We start from the raw sequence: 15,249 nt of genomic DNA, 5'->3' as shown, positions 1-15,249 counted from the left end.
CCATCTATACTGAGTTCGTGCGGTAATAATCGGTAATAATCGGTAAGTCTGTGAATGTCTGGAAGGGCGCGCTCCGCTTCCAAGTTTTATCAATATGTAAAATTGTTACCCATTCGAATCGGTTTGTTTTAATGTCGTAGATGAAAACACAAAATAATAAATATAGATGCTTTGGGAGAGAAACGAATGCGGGTAAGAAAATGTAGCGTTACAAAAGCCCTTTCTAAAAGTGCGGTGGCATTTGCTGTATGTGCAGTAGGCTTAAGTACTACTTTATTAAGTGGCTGCAATCCCGCATCTGAAGATGCGCCGAAGCATGCACAGCAGGCTAGTGTTGATAAGCCAGAAAGCGTTAAACAGCAAGAAGATAAGCGGCTTGTCGCGTTTATAGAGGCGCGTTTTGATAGATTGGTGGCACAAAGCCCAAATTTCCAATCTTACCTAGGTATCAACAATGGCGCGCAATCTACGTGGAGTGACACGTCTGATGCGTTTGCTCAAAAGCAGTTAGAAAACACAAAGGCCGATCTGGCTAAATTAACTGCCGAATTCGACCGCAGTGACTTAAGCGACGAAGGCAAATTGAATTTTGATTTGTTCAAACGAGAGCTCACCAATGACATTGAAAATGCAGCCTTTCGTAAGCAAAGTTATGTGGTCGATCAATTCAGAGGCCAATACACCTCAGCCATCACATTGCTTAAAAATAACCACCGTATTGTGAATGAAGCTGGTGCACAAGCGTATATAAATAGGCTTGTGGGTTTTGAATCGCTCATGGCAGATATTGTGACGAGAATGAAAGACCGGGCAGCCTTTGGAGTGTTGCCGCCTGCATTTTCGTTTGATTCAATGATTAGCGACGTAAGTGCTATGTTAACCGGCGCACCTTTAGATGCCCCGGTTACGAGTAGTAGCAAGCTTCACCCCTTGTATGCAGACTTCAAAGAAAAGTTAGCCGCACTGCATTTGGAAGAATCAAAAGAAAATGCATTGCTTGAAGAGGCTAGTAACGCCCTAAAAGGACCGTTTAAAAGAGGCTACAGCAGTTTACTTGCAACACTTGAACAACAAAAGCCATTACAAGCTAACAATGATGGTGTTTGGTCGTTGCCTAACGGCGATGCGTATTACGCGAATCGAGTAAAAGCTGAAACCACATTAGCGTTGTCACCAGAAGAAATTCATGTGATTGGTTTAAACGAAGTCGCACGCATTCATCAACAGATGCAGCAGATAATGGATGAGGTTGAGTTTACGGGAAAACTACAAGCGTTTTTTGAATTTATACGCACCGACCCCAATAACTTTTATGCTAATAATGACGAAGGTCGAGCGGCGTTTTTGGCTGATGCAAAAGCGCAAACCAGTGAAATCTTTGCCGTTGCCGATCAATATTTCCATACTCTGCCAAAAGCCGATTTAGAAGTACGTAGAGTAGAGCCTTGGCGTGAGAACTCTACGTCTATTGCGTTTTATAATCGTCCCAGTTTAGATGGAAGCCGTCCTGGTATTTACTATGCTAATTTGGCTGATATGACAGGGGTTCAAAAGTATGTGTTCAAAGCGATAACTTATCATGAAGGCGTGCCCGGCCATCATTTTCAAATTGCTCAGGCACAAGAACTAGAAGGGCTGCCGCGCTTTCGAAAGTATTTAGGCGTAGGGGCTTATATTGAAGGCTGGGCCTTATATGCTGAGCAATTAGCGTTTGAGATGGGGTTTTACAAAAATCCGCTCCATAATTTTGGCCGTTTACAGAATGAGCTTTGGCGAGCGGTTCGCCTAGTGACAGATACCGGTATTCACTACAAACGCTGGTCGCGAGAACAAGCCATAGAATACTTTGTTACCAACACCCCTTTATCACCACAAGATATTGAAACGGAAGTAGAGCGTTATTTCGTGAACCCTGGTCAGGCACTTTCTTACAAAATGGGGATGTTAAAAATACTGGAATTACGTGAAAAAGCGCAAGCGAAGTTAGGGAATAACTTCGATATTCGCGATTTCCATTCAAGCGTACTGGGTGCTGGCGCATTGCCTTTAGATGCTTTAGAAAAGCGGGTAGAGCAATACATCAACACTAAACAATAATAGCAGAAGGACAATGCCCTGCTTCTTCTCTGCGATCGGGGTCCGGCGGTATAAATATCTGTAGGTGAAACATGAATGTATTAACTTCTACAAGTTATTTCCTTTTGATATCTATTGGCTTAGTTGACGTTTACGCGTCAGCAGAGACTATTGAAATAGATAGCATAAAATACACATCGTCCATTATTGAGGTGGGTGCTGGGCAACCAACGATTGTCGCGTCGGATATTAACGCTGATGACAACCAAGATGTGATAATCGCTAACGCATCCGACAATAATATCATTACCTACCTTTCAGACGGGAAGGGCACCCTAAATCGCGGAGGGAGCTTTCCTGCTGGGAATAGCCCTTCTGGGTTAGCGTTATCAGATATAAACGCAGACGGGAACATTGATGTGGTTGTTGCCAATCATGAAACTTCGAATATTACTGTGCTCTTTGGCAAGGGGGATGGAACCTTTGTCGAGCCTTCGCATTCCCCCTTAAATATTAACGTAAAGCCTCATCCCCACGTTGTGAAATTAAGTGACATTGATGGTGATGAAACGTCAGATTTAATTGTAGATAACAGAAGCCACAATGGGCTTCTGGTACTAAAAGGCTTAAGTGCAGGAAGATTTAAAACGCCTGGTAAGGTTATTAACGCAGGCGGAGACCCATACCGAGGATTTGCTGTTGGCGACATCAATAACGATGGATTTGAAGATATGGTTACTCCAAATCAGCGAGATATTGGCGTATTGCTGAATACTGGCGATAGGCAAATGGCCTTTTCTTTAAGCAAGTTAGCCCTATCGGAATCGCCCTTTGTTATTGAGCTTGCTGATATGAATGGCGATGGAAACCATGATGTTATCGTAGCGACAAATGGCAGTGTGATTACCATTATGCTGGGCGATGGGCGCGGTAATTTTCTAAAAGTCGCTAAATCAGAAATTAACGCTTCAGCAGGCGCTAAACAAATTGCCACGGGCGATATAAATGATGACGGAATTGATGATGCGTTAATCAGCAGTTGGTCAGGTGAAGTGCTTGCAATATTGGGAACTAAGTCGTCATTTAAGCCTATAAGTTTCAAGCACCCTCAAATTCCAAACCCCTGGAGCCTTGCCATTCTCGATATAAATCAAGATGGTAAAGGTGATTTTGTCATTGGAGATGGTGACAGTAAACGGGCTGCTGTGTATGTTAGTGGTATTGAATTGTAGGCGCTGAATTATTCAGTGTAACTTTTAAGTAATCACCAACTTCCGAAATAATATTTGTGCGTTAATAAAAGGGATATTTATGTGGGAATATAAAATTGTAAATTCGGCAGATGCTAAGAAAAGGGTTTTTTTGACGGGGCTTACTGTCGAAGATGTTGAAAAGCACCTGAATTCACTTGGTAAGCAGGGGGGGGAGATTATCGATTTAGATTTTCAAATGGACCCAACGATGCCTGGTGGCCCTACGCATTTTCATGGCGTGGCGAAAAGACCTAAATAATAATGCTGAAGCTAGTTCCGCTAATTTTACAAGGAAGCAGGATATACAATGTTTTTACCAGAAAATGAGCTTGATGCCGGATCAGTCGTGCTGGTGCCTTTGCAGCAAGAACATGCTGATGATTTGGCAGAGGCAGTGTGCGACGGAAAACTATGGGATCTTTGGTTTACCTCGGTGCCAAAACCTGAGTCTATTAACGCGTATATTTCTCTGGCATTGCAGCAGCAAAAAGATGACTTGTCCCAACCCTTCGTGGTGGTTGAAAAACTAAGTGGGAAAGTGATCGGCAGTACCCGTTTTTGCAATCTAGATTATGCAAACAAGCGAGTAGAAATTGGTTATACCTGGTATGCAAAAAGTCATCAGCGATCATCGGTTAATACAGAATGTAAACTAGCCCTATTGAAACACGCCTTTGAAGTGCTTGATGTTATTGCTGTTGAGTTTAGAACTCACTGGCATAATATTGGATCGCGAAAGGCAATTGCTCGTCTTGGCGCAAAACAAGATGGTGTACTCAGGCAGCATCAAAGGTTACCAGATGGTTCGTTTAGAGACACAGTGGTATTTTCTATAATTGATTCTGAATGGGCGGCGGTAAAAAATAACTTAACGTATAAGTTGGCGAGTTACCGGCAATAGCGCCGTTAGCAAGAAGGTAAGTCATGTCAAAAATAGTCGTTTTTGGAAACTCAGGTTCAGGAAAGTCTACCTTGGCTAAGAATTTGGTAAAGGGGCACCACATCGCGCATTTAGATTTAGACTCGGTGGCCTGGGCGCCCTCAAATGCGATCACTAGCCCACCTAGTCGTTTGCCTATCAGCGAATCAAAGGTGCTTATTGAAACCTTCTTATCTAAAAATACATCGTGGGTTATTGAGGGGTGCTATTCCGATTTGCTCGCTGAAGTCTTGCCTCATGCCGATGAGCTCATCTTCTTAAATCTACCCATTAACCTTTGTGTAGAAAATGCTAAGGCTCGCCCATGGGAACCTCATAAGTATGCGTCTAAGCAAGCACAAGATGCTAATTTAAGTATGTTGATAGACTGGATAAAGGACTATGAAAATAGAACAGATACCTTTTCCAAGCAAAGTCATCAAGCCTTGTACGATAGTTTTGAGGGAACCAAAACCATGTACACCTCAAACAGCCACAGTGAAAGGCAGTAAAAGACAGTGAAATATAGCGAAGTACAGTGACCTACGACGAGTTTAATCAGTTTTGTGGTGGCTTAAAGGCTACAACTTATGTAATGCAATGGAATAACTCCCATGTATGGAAGGTGGGCGGTAAAGTATTTGCCATAGGCGGTTTAGGCAAAAACGGTGAACCCGCTTTTATTTTCAAAGCCTCAGAGCTCAATTACCATTTTTTGAGTGAAAAACCCGGGTATCGCCCCGCGCCTTATTTTGCGTCTCGGGGCATGAAATGGATCCAGCAATTTGGCGGCGATGAAACTCAAATTAAAATAAACATTGAACAAAATGTAGAAGATCTCAACGAAGAGCTCAGCTACTACTTACACGAGTCGTACAAATTAGTGTCGTTAGGACTTACTAAGAAAAATCAAAAGGAACTAGGGTTAAACCAAGGAGTGGCCTTAAAGTAGTGCTTCACTTCATTCAGATTGAGTTTTGAGAAGCGCTTTAAACCCGGAATACCAACTAGGTAGTGCAACTGTGCCATGAGACTCATCGTCAAAGTAACGTTTCTGCAGTGTTAGTTCGTCGGACTGAATGGCATTCAATTTATCGAAAAACTGATATCCCCACGCTAAGTTTGTTTCGCCAATCTCGCCAAATGCGGTGTTGTTAGCAAAGGTAAAGTACACGTTACCTGCTGGTATTTTCTGTTGCACTAAATTGCTAGCAAGTGTGCGATTTAAGTAGTTGTTATCCCACAAGTAAGTAGCATCAATAATTAGGTAATGAGTGAATGCCTCTGACTTATTTAGCAGTGTGTATGCAGCAAACAGCCCCCCGAAAGATTCTCCTACTAGTACTCGCTTATCAGAGGTTCTAAATTGGCTATCTATTTGCGGAATTAATTCGCTTTTAAAGAAGTCTAAATAGTTGGCGGCGTTGCCAATACCTTCGAACTTTTCCAGTAAACGGCCATTCAATTCCCAGTCAACATCGGTAGGCGTTAGATCTCGCTCCCGTATGGCGTTAGTACTATTGGGTATCGCTACAACAATAGCTTGTTGAACTTGTCGCTCCAACGTGAGTGTACTTAAACCTTCGAGCATGCCGGCAATTGCTCTGGTGCGATGAATATCACCATCAAGCACATACACCACGGGAAACCTATGTTGCTTGTTCTCATCATATGAAGGTGGAAGGTATACATGATAAAGCCTATCTTCATTCATGACAGTAGAGGTCACTGAGTAGGAATGTGTAAACGAATTAGTATCTTCAGCGTTAATAGAAAAAGCTATTGCAAGAAGTAATATAAAAGATATTGCTTTTAGCATGGTGAAGTCCTTTTGTATTCACGTATAGATAAATTCATTTGGTGGCGGCTTATAGCTTTGACTATAACACTCAATTACCGGAAGATAGGGCGATAATTTAACATGGCCCGCCAATCGTTAAAGGCCATTAATAACAGGGTAAGACCATGCCAAAGGCAAGTGAAATTAAAAAGAATCACACCATCGTTTATGGTGGTAAAACGTGTATTGTGAGAGATATCGAACGTTCAGTACCTCAGGGCCGTGCGGGTGGGAGTATTTATCGCATGCGTATGTACGACGTGGTTAGCGGCGCTAAGTTTGATGAAACCTTCAAAGATTCAGACATGTTAGAAATGGCTGATTTAGTGCGTCGCCCTGTGATGTTTTCTTATATAGATGGCGACGAGTATGTATTCCTCGATAACGAAGATTACACGCCGTACCACCTAAACAAAGAAAGCATTGCTGACGAAGCTCTGTTTATTAACGAAAAGACTGAGTCTATTCAGGTGTTAATTGTAAGCGACGTGCCAGTGGCGCTAGATTTGCCAATGAGTGTAGAACTCGAGGTAACTGAAACCGACCCTTCTATTAAAGGTGCGTCAGCAACCTCGCGGACTAAGCCTGCTACGTTATCGACAGGACTAGTGGTTCAAGTACCTGAGTACATCAGTACTGGCGAGTGGATAAAGGTAAATACCGAAGAGCGTAAATTCCAAAGTCGCGCCTAATATTTATTTAAGTACGATTTAAAAAAACGAGGGCGCATTGCGCCCTCGTTTATTATTGCTATATCACCGCTATGCGACAGTGGCATTCCCGCAAGCGGTCATTTCGCCACTGCCTATATAACTAGATGTTTGCTACAACAGCGTTGTAGAAAGCTTCTGGGCTAGTTGCTTCGTTTGCTGCAACTGATAGTGCCATTTCAGCACGAACAGCAGTAACAACATCAGCACGTGCCGCTTCGTTTACTTCTAAAATATCAAGCATTGCCGTTAGGTGTGCGCCTGAACCTTGGCTGGCTTCTTCAATAACGTTGTTAAAGTTATTTTGAATGAATACGGCCGCAGTAGCCATTTTACCTTCACAAGAATCAGCAGATGATACTTTTGAAGAAACCGCAGTTGTCCCTAAATCCCAAATAATGTTTGAAATTGCAGCAGCTGTGCCATTGTCATCAAAGATAACAGCACCAATACCACAGTGCTTCCACGGGTTGATGTTGTCGTCAGCTGATACATTCCCAGCAAAAGCGGTAGTCGTAAGAAGAGCGGCAAGTGTTAGTTTTTTAAACATGTTTATATTCCTCTGATTGTTATTAGTAATAATGTGAAATGAGCAAGCCGAAGTCAGTACCATGCTTGTTATCAATATTTGCTCTCACGTCCCAACGCTGATTAATTACATATCGCGCGGTAATAGAGACGTAATGTTGATCCTTCGATGGCTGGTTAACAAACCATTGTTGTCCTACTGCTAGTGACATCGCTATTTCAGGCGTAGCATGTGCTACGCCTCCCACTTCTGAACCCACAGCGATAAAGCCGCCATTCAGATTAGAGCTGGTGATAGAAGTACTGAGCGCCGCGTAACCTACAAGGTTGTGACGAAACGCCCAAGACTTCCCAATAAAACTGTCGATATAACCTGCGCCGCAGTGGGTGCAGTTATTAGTTTGTTCTTTGTAGCCAAAGGCCAGTTTCCAGGCCCAATTGCTATCAAGTGGTAATCCTGATTCAGATGCATTTAAGTTAATAATTCGCACCGGCGTAAATTCTTTTACTGCTAGTCCTTCACCCTCTAGGTAGCGAAGACGAAGATTAAAGGTAGTGAGTTCAGAGTAGGGAATTCGCCCCGCATTTAGCGTGAGTAGGTCGTAGTAATTGGCCCGAAAGTTCAGCTCCCCCGCTAAGTTGCCTGCTGGTGTGTTGTATAAACCAAGGCCAATACGTGTGGTATCTTGTGCCTCATGAGGAGGGCGTCTATCTACGTTTTTCCAGTTTGGTTTACCCGGCGCCATCGCAAACCGCTTTATCATGGCCTGCCGCTTTTGTGCTTGTTGTGTAACGGTGAGGTCGTCTTCTTTTTGTTCAATAAACGCAAAGTAGTCGTAAAGGGTATCGATAACCCGTATCGCCGATGCGTCACCTAAAGCAGCAAGTTGCTGTTGCGTGTCTTTAGGCGTACTTTCTAGAATTTGCAGTAAGGTTTGCTGTTCCTTGCTGGTTAATTGTTGCCAGCGGTCATAAAGTGTTTGCTGACGTGAACCATGGTAGATAACGTCATTAAACATGGGGCGGCTGCCCTGATGGCGCTGCATCATTACCACCAAATCAAATGGCATCACCCACACCTTATTGGGGGCAATCAAAGATTCATCGAAAACTAAGCTGAGTAACTTTGCTAATTGGTAGGCACAGTTTTGCTCAAAGAAATAATAGGTCATTGTGGCATTTTCTAGCTCCCATAAATGGGCAAGTAGAAATTGAATATCGTCTTGGGATAGGGCAAGTTTATATTCCCACATATCGCGAAGCTCGGTTTCGCTATAGGTTAAATGATGATGGTGGTATTGCTGATTAGAGAACTTACCTTGATAGCCGCCCAATATGCCTTTAGTGATGTAAACCAACTTGTTTTCGTTATCGGGTACTTTAGCCCCATAAGAAAAAGTGTTATCGAGTAAGCCGTCTTCTGATTCACCATTAAACTTTAAAAATACATGACCAAACATCGACGCGGGGTTACCCAAGTAGCCTGAAGCAAAAATAAGGCTGGCGCTGTGGGTAGAAAAAACATCTAAGTATTCTTCATACTTTGGGCATGCCACGTCAGGAAAGCTAAGTGTGGGCAACTGTTTTTCTATAAAACGTTTACGTGCGGGAAATTGACACTGGCTTTTTGGGTTTTGTGAGAAGGCATGAATAGTCGCTTCAAGTTCCGAAAGTGGATTTTCAAAGCCATTTTCTGCTAAATAGAAGCTACTGCCATTGTGGTGTAGCGTTACTGCGGTTTGCTCAGCATGCAATAGCTGCTTCCACACCTTGTGTGATGCTAGGTTATTTAAATTTTGAGACGCATCGTTAGCGTAAACTAGCGTTACGGTACACAAAAATACTATGCAACAGCGGGTGAAAAAGGAATACAACGCAACTTCCTAGACTAAATCCATTTAAATTCGCGACAACGACGTAAGGTAAACCGTTTCGTTGCGCAATGAAGATTGCAGAATATGCCTTCGCTGCAGGGTATATACAAGTTCCAATTACAGATAATTTGTTACTAATTGCTACTAGGTGCCTTAAATTTCGCTTCAAATAGGCGAGGTGAAAACCATTTTCTTTCACCTCGTTTGTGCTTGAGGGAAATTAAAAATCAATAAATTAAAAAAGGAGGGCTGTCATTGGATCTCGTTACTTATTGGCTAACCGCTGATGGTGCTATCTCGTTAACTACCGCCGCAGTGCTAATAGCAACCTCTACGATGACGTCCTTGATAACCGCCACCTTTGGTATAGGCGGTGGCGTGTTGCTTATTGCGGTAATGGCGGGAAGCTTGCCAGTATCTGCACTTATCCCTGTGCATGGGTTGGTACAGTTAGGTTCAAACGGCAACCGAGCACTAATGACCTTTCGTTATGTTGATTGGTCTATGGTGAAGTTCTTTTCGTTTGGGGCGTTGTTGGGGGCGGTGCTGGCTACGTTTATAGTCGTGCAATTACCTTTAGTCGTAATTCAATTTGCTGTAGCGGGTTTTATCTTATTTTTGGTGTGGGGAAGCAAACCAAAAGCGCAGGAAATGCAACCCACTGGGCGAAGTCTAGCGGGGCTGGCCACCACGTTAATCTCTATGTTTGTGGGGGCTACTGGGCCGTTAGTCGCCGCATTTGTGCATCGAAATAACTACAATAAAATGCAGATAACCGCCACCATGGCCTCGTGCCTTACCTTTCAACATGGGTTAAAAGCGTTTGTGTTTACCTTTGTAGGATTCTCCTTTTTCCAATGGCTAGGGTTAATTTTTGCCATGATTATAAGTGGCGCAGTGGGGACTTACGTGGGGCTAAAAGTACTCAAGAAGATTCCAGCCGATAAATTTCTCGTGCTGTTTAAGGTTATCGTTACCTTATTAGCAATTCGCTTAATTGTGCAGGCAGTGTCTGATTTAGTGTAGGTCAGCTTGTTCGATGCTGTTTGCCTATGAATTAATCAACGAAAGCGTAATAGGCGAATATCTTCGCCTATCACTTTACCTTTTTTATCGTAATTTACATGTTAGCTCGCTTTGGGAATGGGCCAGCGAATAGTGGTCGCTAAAAGCGATAGCTCGCAGAGACCTGCCACTCCCTGCCAGTCCCGGGCAGTTTATCTCCTACCGCAATATCGGCGTCTGATACGCGGTTAACACCCGCGGTATGAGCGGTATAGTACTTATCAAGTGCATTTTGAAGCTGTGCCGACACGCTAAAGGCTTGAGTGAGTTGCCAGCGTGCGCCCAAATGTATAAGTCCGTAGCCGGATGTACTGCTTTCATCTTGTAGGGCAGAGGTATGATTCTGTGCACCCACTAAATGAGACGTAACCGACAACATAAGCGGCGATTGCATAAGTTCGCTTTGCCATTCGATACGGGTAGTTAGTTGCTCAGGTGCAATGCGAAATAACGCGTCGTCAATATCGTCTCTATTACCATGGCTCAAACTTGCTGTAGACGTTAGAAGCAGGTTGTCAGATAGCTTACCGTTAATCGTCACATCTAGTCCTTTAATAACAGCGTCGGTATTCGTCCATTGAAACGGTGTATCAGACCCCATCATAGTCGAGAACATAACCGCAGCTGCATTACTGCTCGGTGTACCAGCAATGTAGTCTTCTATATCTTGGTAATAAAGCCGTGGCGAAACGGTCCAGTTGTTTTTGCTGTAAGTAACACCAAACTCAATTTGACGCGCGGTTTCGTTATCGAGTTCAAGGTTACCAATGTAATTGAACCCGTCCGCCATGCCGCCTGTAATGCCTAATGGTAACCAGGTGTAACGTTCATAATAATTAGGCGCGCGGTTCTTTTGCGAAATGCCCGTAAAGACCGTCACAGTGTCGTTTACGGGTATTTGAATAGTCGCTGCCGCATCTAGCATATTGTAGGTTTCACTACGTTCGGCATTGTTGAAATTAGACGCTAATGTGGCCACCGCATCGTTCATCATTACCATGTTAGAGCCTATTGCATCAGCGTCCATATCAATTTGGGTATAACGAAGGCCCAGCAGGTAATCAGCGGTGTCGGTTGTTCTATGCCATTCGGTAAAACCACTGTAAGTATCGCGGGTAATATCGCTAAAGTTATTGATATAAAATGCGCTGTTATTCGGGTTGGTGATAACAGAATTATTTCGACTGTGTAAATGGCTAAAACCTACTTCAAGTTCACCATCAAGGGCAGGGGTAACATAGGTCGCCTCTACACCCTGACCGACAGAGTCGGCGTCGTTTTGTCTGGCCATGCTGGCCATCGAAATTGCGCGCTGGGATGCGTTATCCATGGCGTGTTGGTTGCTATTTCCAAACACGCTGACTTTTAGCATACGCTCATCATCGGCTTGGTATTGATAACCTAAGCGATACCACGCCGCATCTATAAACGTAATATCCATGGCAAGGGCTGCAGTACCACTGTTGTTAGTGTTCAGTGTTTGGTAGCTGACATCTAGGCTATGCTTGCCCCAACTATAGCCTGCACGAAGTTTACCGCCGTTTCTTTGGTACTGAGAATTAGGGATAGTTATGTTTGAGCCTGCATCGTTAGAGGCAGCCTCGCGCTCGTCACGTTGCTGGTGGGTAAATGCGCCGCTAAAAAAGCCATTGTCTGTGCCATAAAATGCATTGGCTTGGTACTGCTGTGCATCGCCGGGAGAAAACGCACCGGCGCTGGCATTAAACTGCAGGCCATTAGCTTGTGCAAACAAGTGCTGAGCGTCGGCACGAATGTCTAGTTTACCGCCTAAGGTTTCAACCCCTGCACTTACCGGTACTATTCCGCGATACAGCACGGCCTGAAGGCCGGGTTCAGGTAACACATGTGAAAGCGGGGAATCCATAGCGTTAGGGCCTGCGCCCGCAATATCTACACCATCAATAGTCACGCCGACTCTATCACCATAAAGGCCACGGTATTGAATTAACCCGGTTACGGGGCCGTTTCGTGAAATAGTTACGCCAGGAAGGGCGGCGAGTTGATCGCCATAGTCAGCTTCGGTATTGGTAGAGGCCGAAACCGGCGCATTATTAGTGAGGGTGAGCGGCTCGCCAATAACGGTAATTACTTCTGTTGAAGCGGTGTCTTGAGCATACAAAAAAGGGGAAAAACCAGCAGTACATACTGCTAGTGCAATGGCTGTTTTTTTCATAATTAATCCATTTTAATTAAACAACATCAGCGATAAAGCTGATAAAAGCGCGTTATAAATAAAGTGTTATGGGAAAACTATGAAAGGGGTGGAGCGCGTGACAGCGGAGCCGCGTAGGCGTATGCCGTATAGGGCCGCTGTGCAATGGCAGTAGCAAGGTTGTTATAACTAACAAAGGTTATTAAGGGAAGTGAAAACTCAGGCGACTTTACCGCGTTGGGTAAATCAGAAAGTAAGCTATTGGTACAGTCGACATGTTTTACCGGTATTTTGCTAATATCGACACTAACATAAACAAACTCACCGGCATGTTCAGTAGCGCTTAATGATATCCAGCGCATGGTACTGCCGGTACAGATAAGCTCTATATCGTTGTTGCTGTCGTTAAACTGGGTAGTAAATTGCTGGGCCTTTTCCATTGAAACAGCCGCAAGCCCCAATGCCATCGCATTTTGCAATAGCAGGGTTAGGCATACTAGCAGTGTAAATAATGACTTCAATGGCAAAGCAGTATTCTATTTCTACCGGAACTTATCTAATAATACGTTAAAAATAGGATGTTGAAAGGGTTTTTACTGCGAGCTATTTAACCCTTAACCTTTAACCCTAGCGATTGAAGCTTACGATATAACGTCCGCTGGCTGACGCCAAGTGCATTGGCAAGAGTGTCTATACTGCCTTCGTGCTTTGCCACTACCTTTTCAAGGTACTTAGCTTCAGCAGCTTCCAGAGTGAGCACTCTTTCATTTGTGTGGACAGTGAGTTCGCTAACTAGCTCGGGCAAATCGGTTGGGTAAATCACATTTTCATCTGCCAACAAGTATGCCTGTTCCACAATATTTTTAAGCTCTCGAATATTACCTGGGTAGGTATAGTTGGTTAGCATTTCAATAGTGGATTTGTGTAAACGCTTTTTCGAAGGCAGTTCATGCAACATGTGGCTGCACAGCAATGCAATGTCACTTTGACGCTCACGAAGTGGCGGAAGGTGTATGGGGAAACCTGCAATACGGTAGTAAAGATCTTGTCTGAATTCACCTTTTTCCACTAAGGATTTTAAGTCTTTATGGGTAGCGCATACTAAACGGAAATCGGCTTTTTTTACTTGTACGCTTCCAACTGGGCGGTAGGTTTGAGTTTCAAGCAGTCGCAGTAACTTCACCTGCATGGTAAGAGGCACATCGCCAACTTCATCAAAAAATAGCGTTCCGCCTTGGGCGGCATCAACTAATCCTTTTTTGTTTGATTGTGCGCCAGTAAAAGCGCCTTTCTCGTAGCCGAATAACTCCGATTCAAAAAGCGTATCAGCTAACCCCGTACACTCTATTACCACAAAAGGTTTTTCGGCGCGGTGGCTACTGGTGTGCAGGGCATGAGAAACCAGCTCTTTACCTGTGCCCGTTTCACCTTGAAGCAACACGGCTATATCAGATTTTGCGGCCCGGTTAATTTTATTCAGCATGGCTTTAAAGGCGGGAGACTCACCTATCATTTTACCCTTGGTAGGGTAATTTGATGCAAACGCGAGTTTATCTAATATCTCTAAGTAACCAAGCAGGTCGCCATTAGCGTCGTGAACCGGCCGCATGAGAATATCACAATAGCTTTGACCGCTTTTTGTGGTGTGAATGTGAACCACACTTGCAGTCCGGCCGGTGTCTTTGCATTGCTGAATAGGGCAGCTTTCACCGCATTGATCACAAGGCTTAGTATTACCGTGTGACACCTTAAAACACTGACTTTTACCCGGAATAATATCCACAGGGTAGGTATTGCGATAAGGCTGATTAACCGCTTCTATTACATACTGATGATTAATGAAAATAGCGGGTTTATCGATGGCATCTATCATTGCCTGAACAATCGAGATATTCATGTAACAGCTTCACCTAGCGATACGGGGTGGGTGCGCGTGCGGTATAGATACAACCTACACCCATAAGGTAATTAATCTAGGTTTAAGGTATCACATTGGCACGACCTTTGTAGGTCTCTAAACGAATACGTGGGTAGCATCACGCCACATAATGACCAAATAATACGAGGGGATAACCTTCTCGCATCAGGAAAAACTATGAAAACGTTATTAACGGTTAGTGCGATAAGTGGATTACTCGTATCAACTGCATTGTTCGCCGAAGCTCAGTTTCCTCAAGATAAAATTGCGTCTGAACATGTCCTAAAAACTGCGACATTAGCAGGCCCCGAAGATAAGCTAAATCAAGCACGTAGCAATGCCAAAGCACTAGGGGGCGCGTTAAAATCGAGGCTTCAGCAAGCTATTTCAAAAGGTGGTTTGGAAGCAGGGGTAGAAGAGTGTTATGTGGCTGCTGGGCCTATTGCAGAAGCACTCAAAAAGGATGGTTGGACGGTAGGGCGTACCGCGCTGCAGGTGCGCAATCAAGACAACAAACCTGATAAATGGGAAGAAGCTCAATTGCACGAGTTTGCAGATGCCTTATCTAAGCAATTGCCTATGCCGCTAGAGGCATCACAATGGAATGAAGAAACAGGTGAATTGCGCTATATGTCAGCGATTGTTACGGGGCAAGTATGTACAGCCTGTCATGGCAATAACGTGGCCCCAGCAGTGTTAGATATTATTAAGGATAAATACCCTGAAGATACCGCCACGGGTTTTGCGCCGGGCAGTTTAAGAGGGGCTTTCACGCTTACCTATTCACCCGAATAGCCATTTCTTTATTTAGAAGATGCAACGGGCCTTTACTGGCTCAGTTGCATCTCTATCGCCTCTCGCCTATTTCTTCTTACTCTCTTTACTTATTTCTA

At 44.0% G+C, this 15,249-nt stretch carries 15 protein-coding genes; 9 read left to right on the top strand and 6 right to left on the bottom strand.

The window, feature by feature from the left end:
• Positions 1–186 precede the first annotated feature (186 nt).
• From ALT761_RS18960 to ALT761_RS18935, 6 genes are all read left to right on the top strand, one after another.
• Positions 187–2,097, top strand: coding sequence for a DUF885 domain-containing protein (locus tag ALT761_RS18960; RefSeq protein ID WP_129740353.1), 1,911 nt, complete (start codon positions 187–189; stop codon positions 2,095–2,097).
• Positions 2,098–2,168: 71 nt separating this feature from the next.
• Positions 2,169–3,308, top strand: coding sequence for an FG-GAP repeat domain-containing protein (locus ALT761_RS18955; protein ID WP_129740352.1), 1,140 nt, complete (start codon positions 2,169–2,171; stop codon positions 3,306–3,308).
• Between the two features lie 79 nt (positions 3,309–3,387).
• Positions 3,388–3,588 carry a hypothetical protein gene (locus ALT761_RS18950; RefSeq protein ID WP_129740351.1) on the top strand — a complete coding sequence of 67 codons (201 nt, stop codon included), beginning with the start codon at positions 3,388–3,390 and terminating at the stop codon, positions 3,586–3,588.
• A 48-nt stretch (positions 3,589–3,636) separates the two neighbouring features.
• The gene (locus ALT761_RS18945) at positions 3,637–4,230 is read left to right on the top strand and encodes a GNAT family N-acetyltransferase (protein ID WP_129740350.1); all 594 of its coding nucleotides are present in this window, start codon (positions 3,637–3,639) and stop codon (positions 4,228–4,230) included.
• 23 nt (positions 4,231–4,253) lie between these two features.
• Positions 4,254–4,760, top strand: coding sequence for an AAA family ATPase (locus ALT761_RS18940; RefSeq protein WP_129740349.1), 507 nt, complete (start codon positions 4,254–4,256; stop codon positions 4,758–4,760).
• Positions 4,761–4,786: 26 nt separating this feature from the next.
• Entirely contained in the window at positions 4,787–5,200 is a 414-nt protein-coding gene (locus tag ALT761_RS18935; protein WP_129740348.1) for an MmcQ/YjbR family DNA-binding protein, read from the top strand.
• Positions 5,201–5,209: 9 nt separating this feature from the next.
• Here ALT761_RS18935 and ALT761_RS18930 read toward each other — a convergent pair whose 3' ends face one another.
• Positions 5,210–6,067 carry an alpha/beta hydrolase gene (locus ALT761_RS18930; RefSeq protein WP_129740347.1) on the bottom strand — a complete coding sequence of 286 codons (858 nt, stop codon included), beginning with the start codon at positions 6,065–6,067 and terminating at the stop codon, positions 5,210–5,212.
• Between the two features lie 146 nt (positions 6,068–6,213).
• Here ALT761_RS18930 and efpL point away from each other — a divergent pair, with 146 nt between their 5' ends.
• Positions 6,214–6,780 (top strand): elongation factor P-like protein EfpL, encoded by a 567-nt coding sequence (efpL, locus tag ALT761_RS18925; protein ID WP_013786447.1) that lies wholly within the window; start codon positions 6,214–6,216, stop codon positions 6,778–6,780.
• Between the two features lie 121 nt (positions 6,781–6,901).
• On the opposite strand, the gene ALT761_RS18920 is transcribed toward efpL, so the two are convergent.
• Complete coding sequence (locus tag ALT761_RS18920; protein WP_129740346.1) at positions 6,902–7,348, bottom strand: DUF3015 family protein; 447 nt, start codon at positions 7,346–7,348, stop codon at positions 6,902–6,904.
• Between the two features lie 22 nt (positions 7,349–7,370).
• Positions 7,371–9,200, bottom strand: a complete 1,830-nt coding sequence (locus ALT761_RS18915; protein ID WP_129740345.1) for an Lnb N-terminal periplasmic domain-containing protein — start codon at positions 9,198–9,200, stop codon at positions 7,371–7,373.
• A 255-nt stretch (positions 9,201–9,455) separates the two neighbouring features.
• Between ALT761_RS18915 and ALT761_RS18910 the strand changes: the two genes are divergently transcribed.
• The gene (locus tag ALT761_RS18910) at positions 9,456–10,226 is read left to right on the top strand and encodes a sulfite exporter TauE/SafE family protein (protein WP_129740344.1); all 771 of its coding nucleotides are present in this window, start codon (positions 9,456–9,458) and stop codon (positions 10,224–10,226) included.
• Positions 10,227–10,365: 139 nt separating this feature from the next.
• Here ALT761_RS18910 and ALT761_RS18905 read toward each other — a convergent pair whose 3' ends face one another.
• The 3 genes from ALT761_RS18905 to ALT761_RS18895 all read right to left on the bottom strand — a co-directional run bounded on the left by ALT761_RS18905 (position 10,366) and on the right by ALT761_RS18895 (position 14,311).
• A complete protein-coding gene (locus tag ALT761_RS18905) occupies positions 10,366–12,459 on the bottom strand; it encodes a TonB-dependent receptor (protein ID WP_129740343.1) in 2,094 nt (697 codons plus the stop codon).
• A 77-nt stretch (positions 12,460–12,536) separates the two neighbouring features.
• On the bottom strand, positions 12,537–12,965 hold the full coding sequence (locus ALT761_RS18900; RefSeq protein WP_232043499.1) for a hypothetical protein: 429 nt from the start codon (positions 12,963–12,965) through the stop codon (positions 12,537–12,539).
• Between the two features lie 80 nt (positions 12,966–13,045).
• Positions 13,046–14,311, bottom strand: a complete 1,266-nt coding sequence (locus ALT761_RS18895; RefSeq protein ID WP_129740702.1) for a sigma-54 interaction domain-containing protein — start codon at positions 14,309–14,311, stop codon at positions 13,046–13,048.
• Between the two features lie 222 nt (positions 14,312–14,533).
• On the opposite strand from ALT761_RS18895, the gene ALT761_RS18890 reads away from it, so the two are divergent.
• The gene (locus ALT761_RS18890; RefSeq protein ID WP_129740342.1) at positions 14,534–15,151 is read left to right on the top strand and encodes a Tll0287-like domain-containing protein; all 618 of its coding nucleotides are present in this window, start codon (positions 14,534–14,536) and stop codon (positions 15,149–15,151) included.
• The last annotated feature ends 98 nt before the right edge of the window (positions 15,152–15,249 follow it).

Origin of the sequence: Alteromonas sp. 76-1, assembly GCF_900654235.1 — a bacterium.
GTDB classification, from domain to species: domain Bacteria; phylum Pseudomonadota; class Gammaproteobacteria; order Enterobacterales; family Alteromonadaceae; genus Alteromonas; species Alteromonas naphthalenivorans.
The sequence above is the reverse complement of the archived record's forward strand: the minus strand, read 5'-3'. Positions and strand labels throughout refer to the sequence as shown.

Bases quoted from the DNA above. Each gene is read 5' to 3' on its own strand.
- ALT761_RS18960 (WP_129740353.1), top strand. From the start codon at position 187: ATGCGGGTAAGAAAATGTAGCGTTACAAAAGCCCTTTCTAAAAGTGCG.
- ALT761_RS18955 (WP_129740352.1), top strand. From the start codon at position 2,169: ATGAATGTATTAACTTCTACAAGTTATTTCCTTTTGATATCTATTGGC.
- ALT761_RS18950 (WP_129740351.1), top strand. From the start codon at position 3,388: ATGTGGGAATATAAAATTGTAAATTCGGCAGATGCTAAGAAAAGGGTT.
- ALT761_RS18945 (WP_129740350.1), top strand. From the start codon at position 3,637: ATGTTTTTACCAGAAAATGAGCTTGATGCCGGATCAGTCGTGCTGGTG.
- ALT761_RS18940 (WP_129740349.1), top strand. From the start codon at position 4,254: ATGTCAAAAATAGTCGTTTTTGGAAACTCAGGTTCAGGAAAGTCTACC.
- ALT761_RS18930 (WP_129740347.1), bottom strand. From the start codon at position 6,067: ATGCTAAAAGCAATATCTTTTATATTACTTCTTGCAATAGCTTTTTCT.
- efpL (WP_013786447.1), top strand. From the start codon at position 6,214: ATGCCAAAGGCAAGTGAAATTAAAAAGAATCACACCATCGTTTATGGT.
- ALT761_RS18920 (WP_129740346.1), bottom strand. From the start codon at position 7,348: ATGTTTAAAAAACTAACACTTGCCGCTCTTCTTACGACTACCGCTTTT.
- ALT761_RS18905 (WP_129740343.1), bottom strand. From the start codon at position 12,459: ATGAAAAAAACAGCCATTGCACTAGCAGTATGTACTGCTGGTTTTTCC.
- ALT761_RS18895 (WP_129740702.1), bottom strand. From the start codon at position 14,311: ATGATAGATGCCATCGATAAACCCGCTATTTTCATTAATCATCAGTAT.
- ALT761_RS18890 (WP_129740342.1), top strand. From the start codon at position 14,534: ATGAAAACGTTATTAACGGTTAGTGCGATAAGTGGATTACTCGTATCA.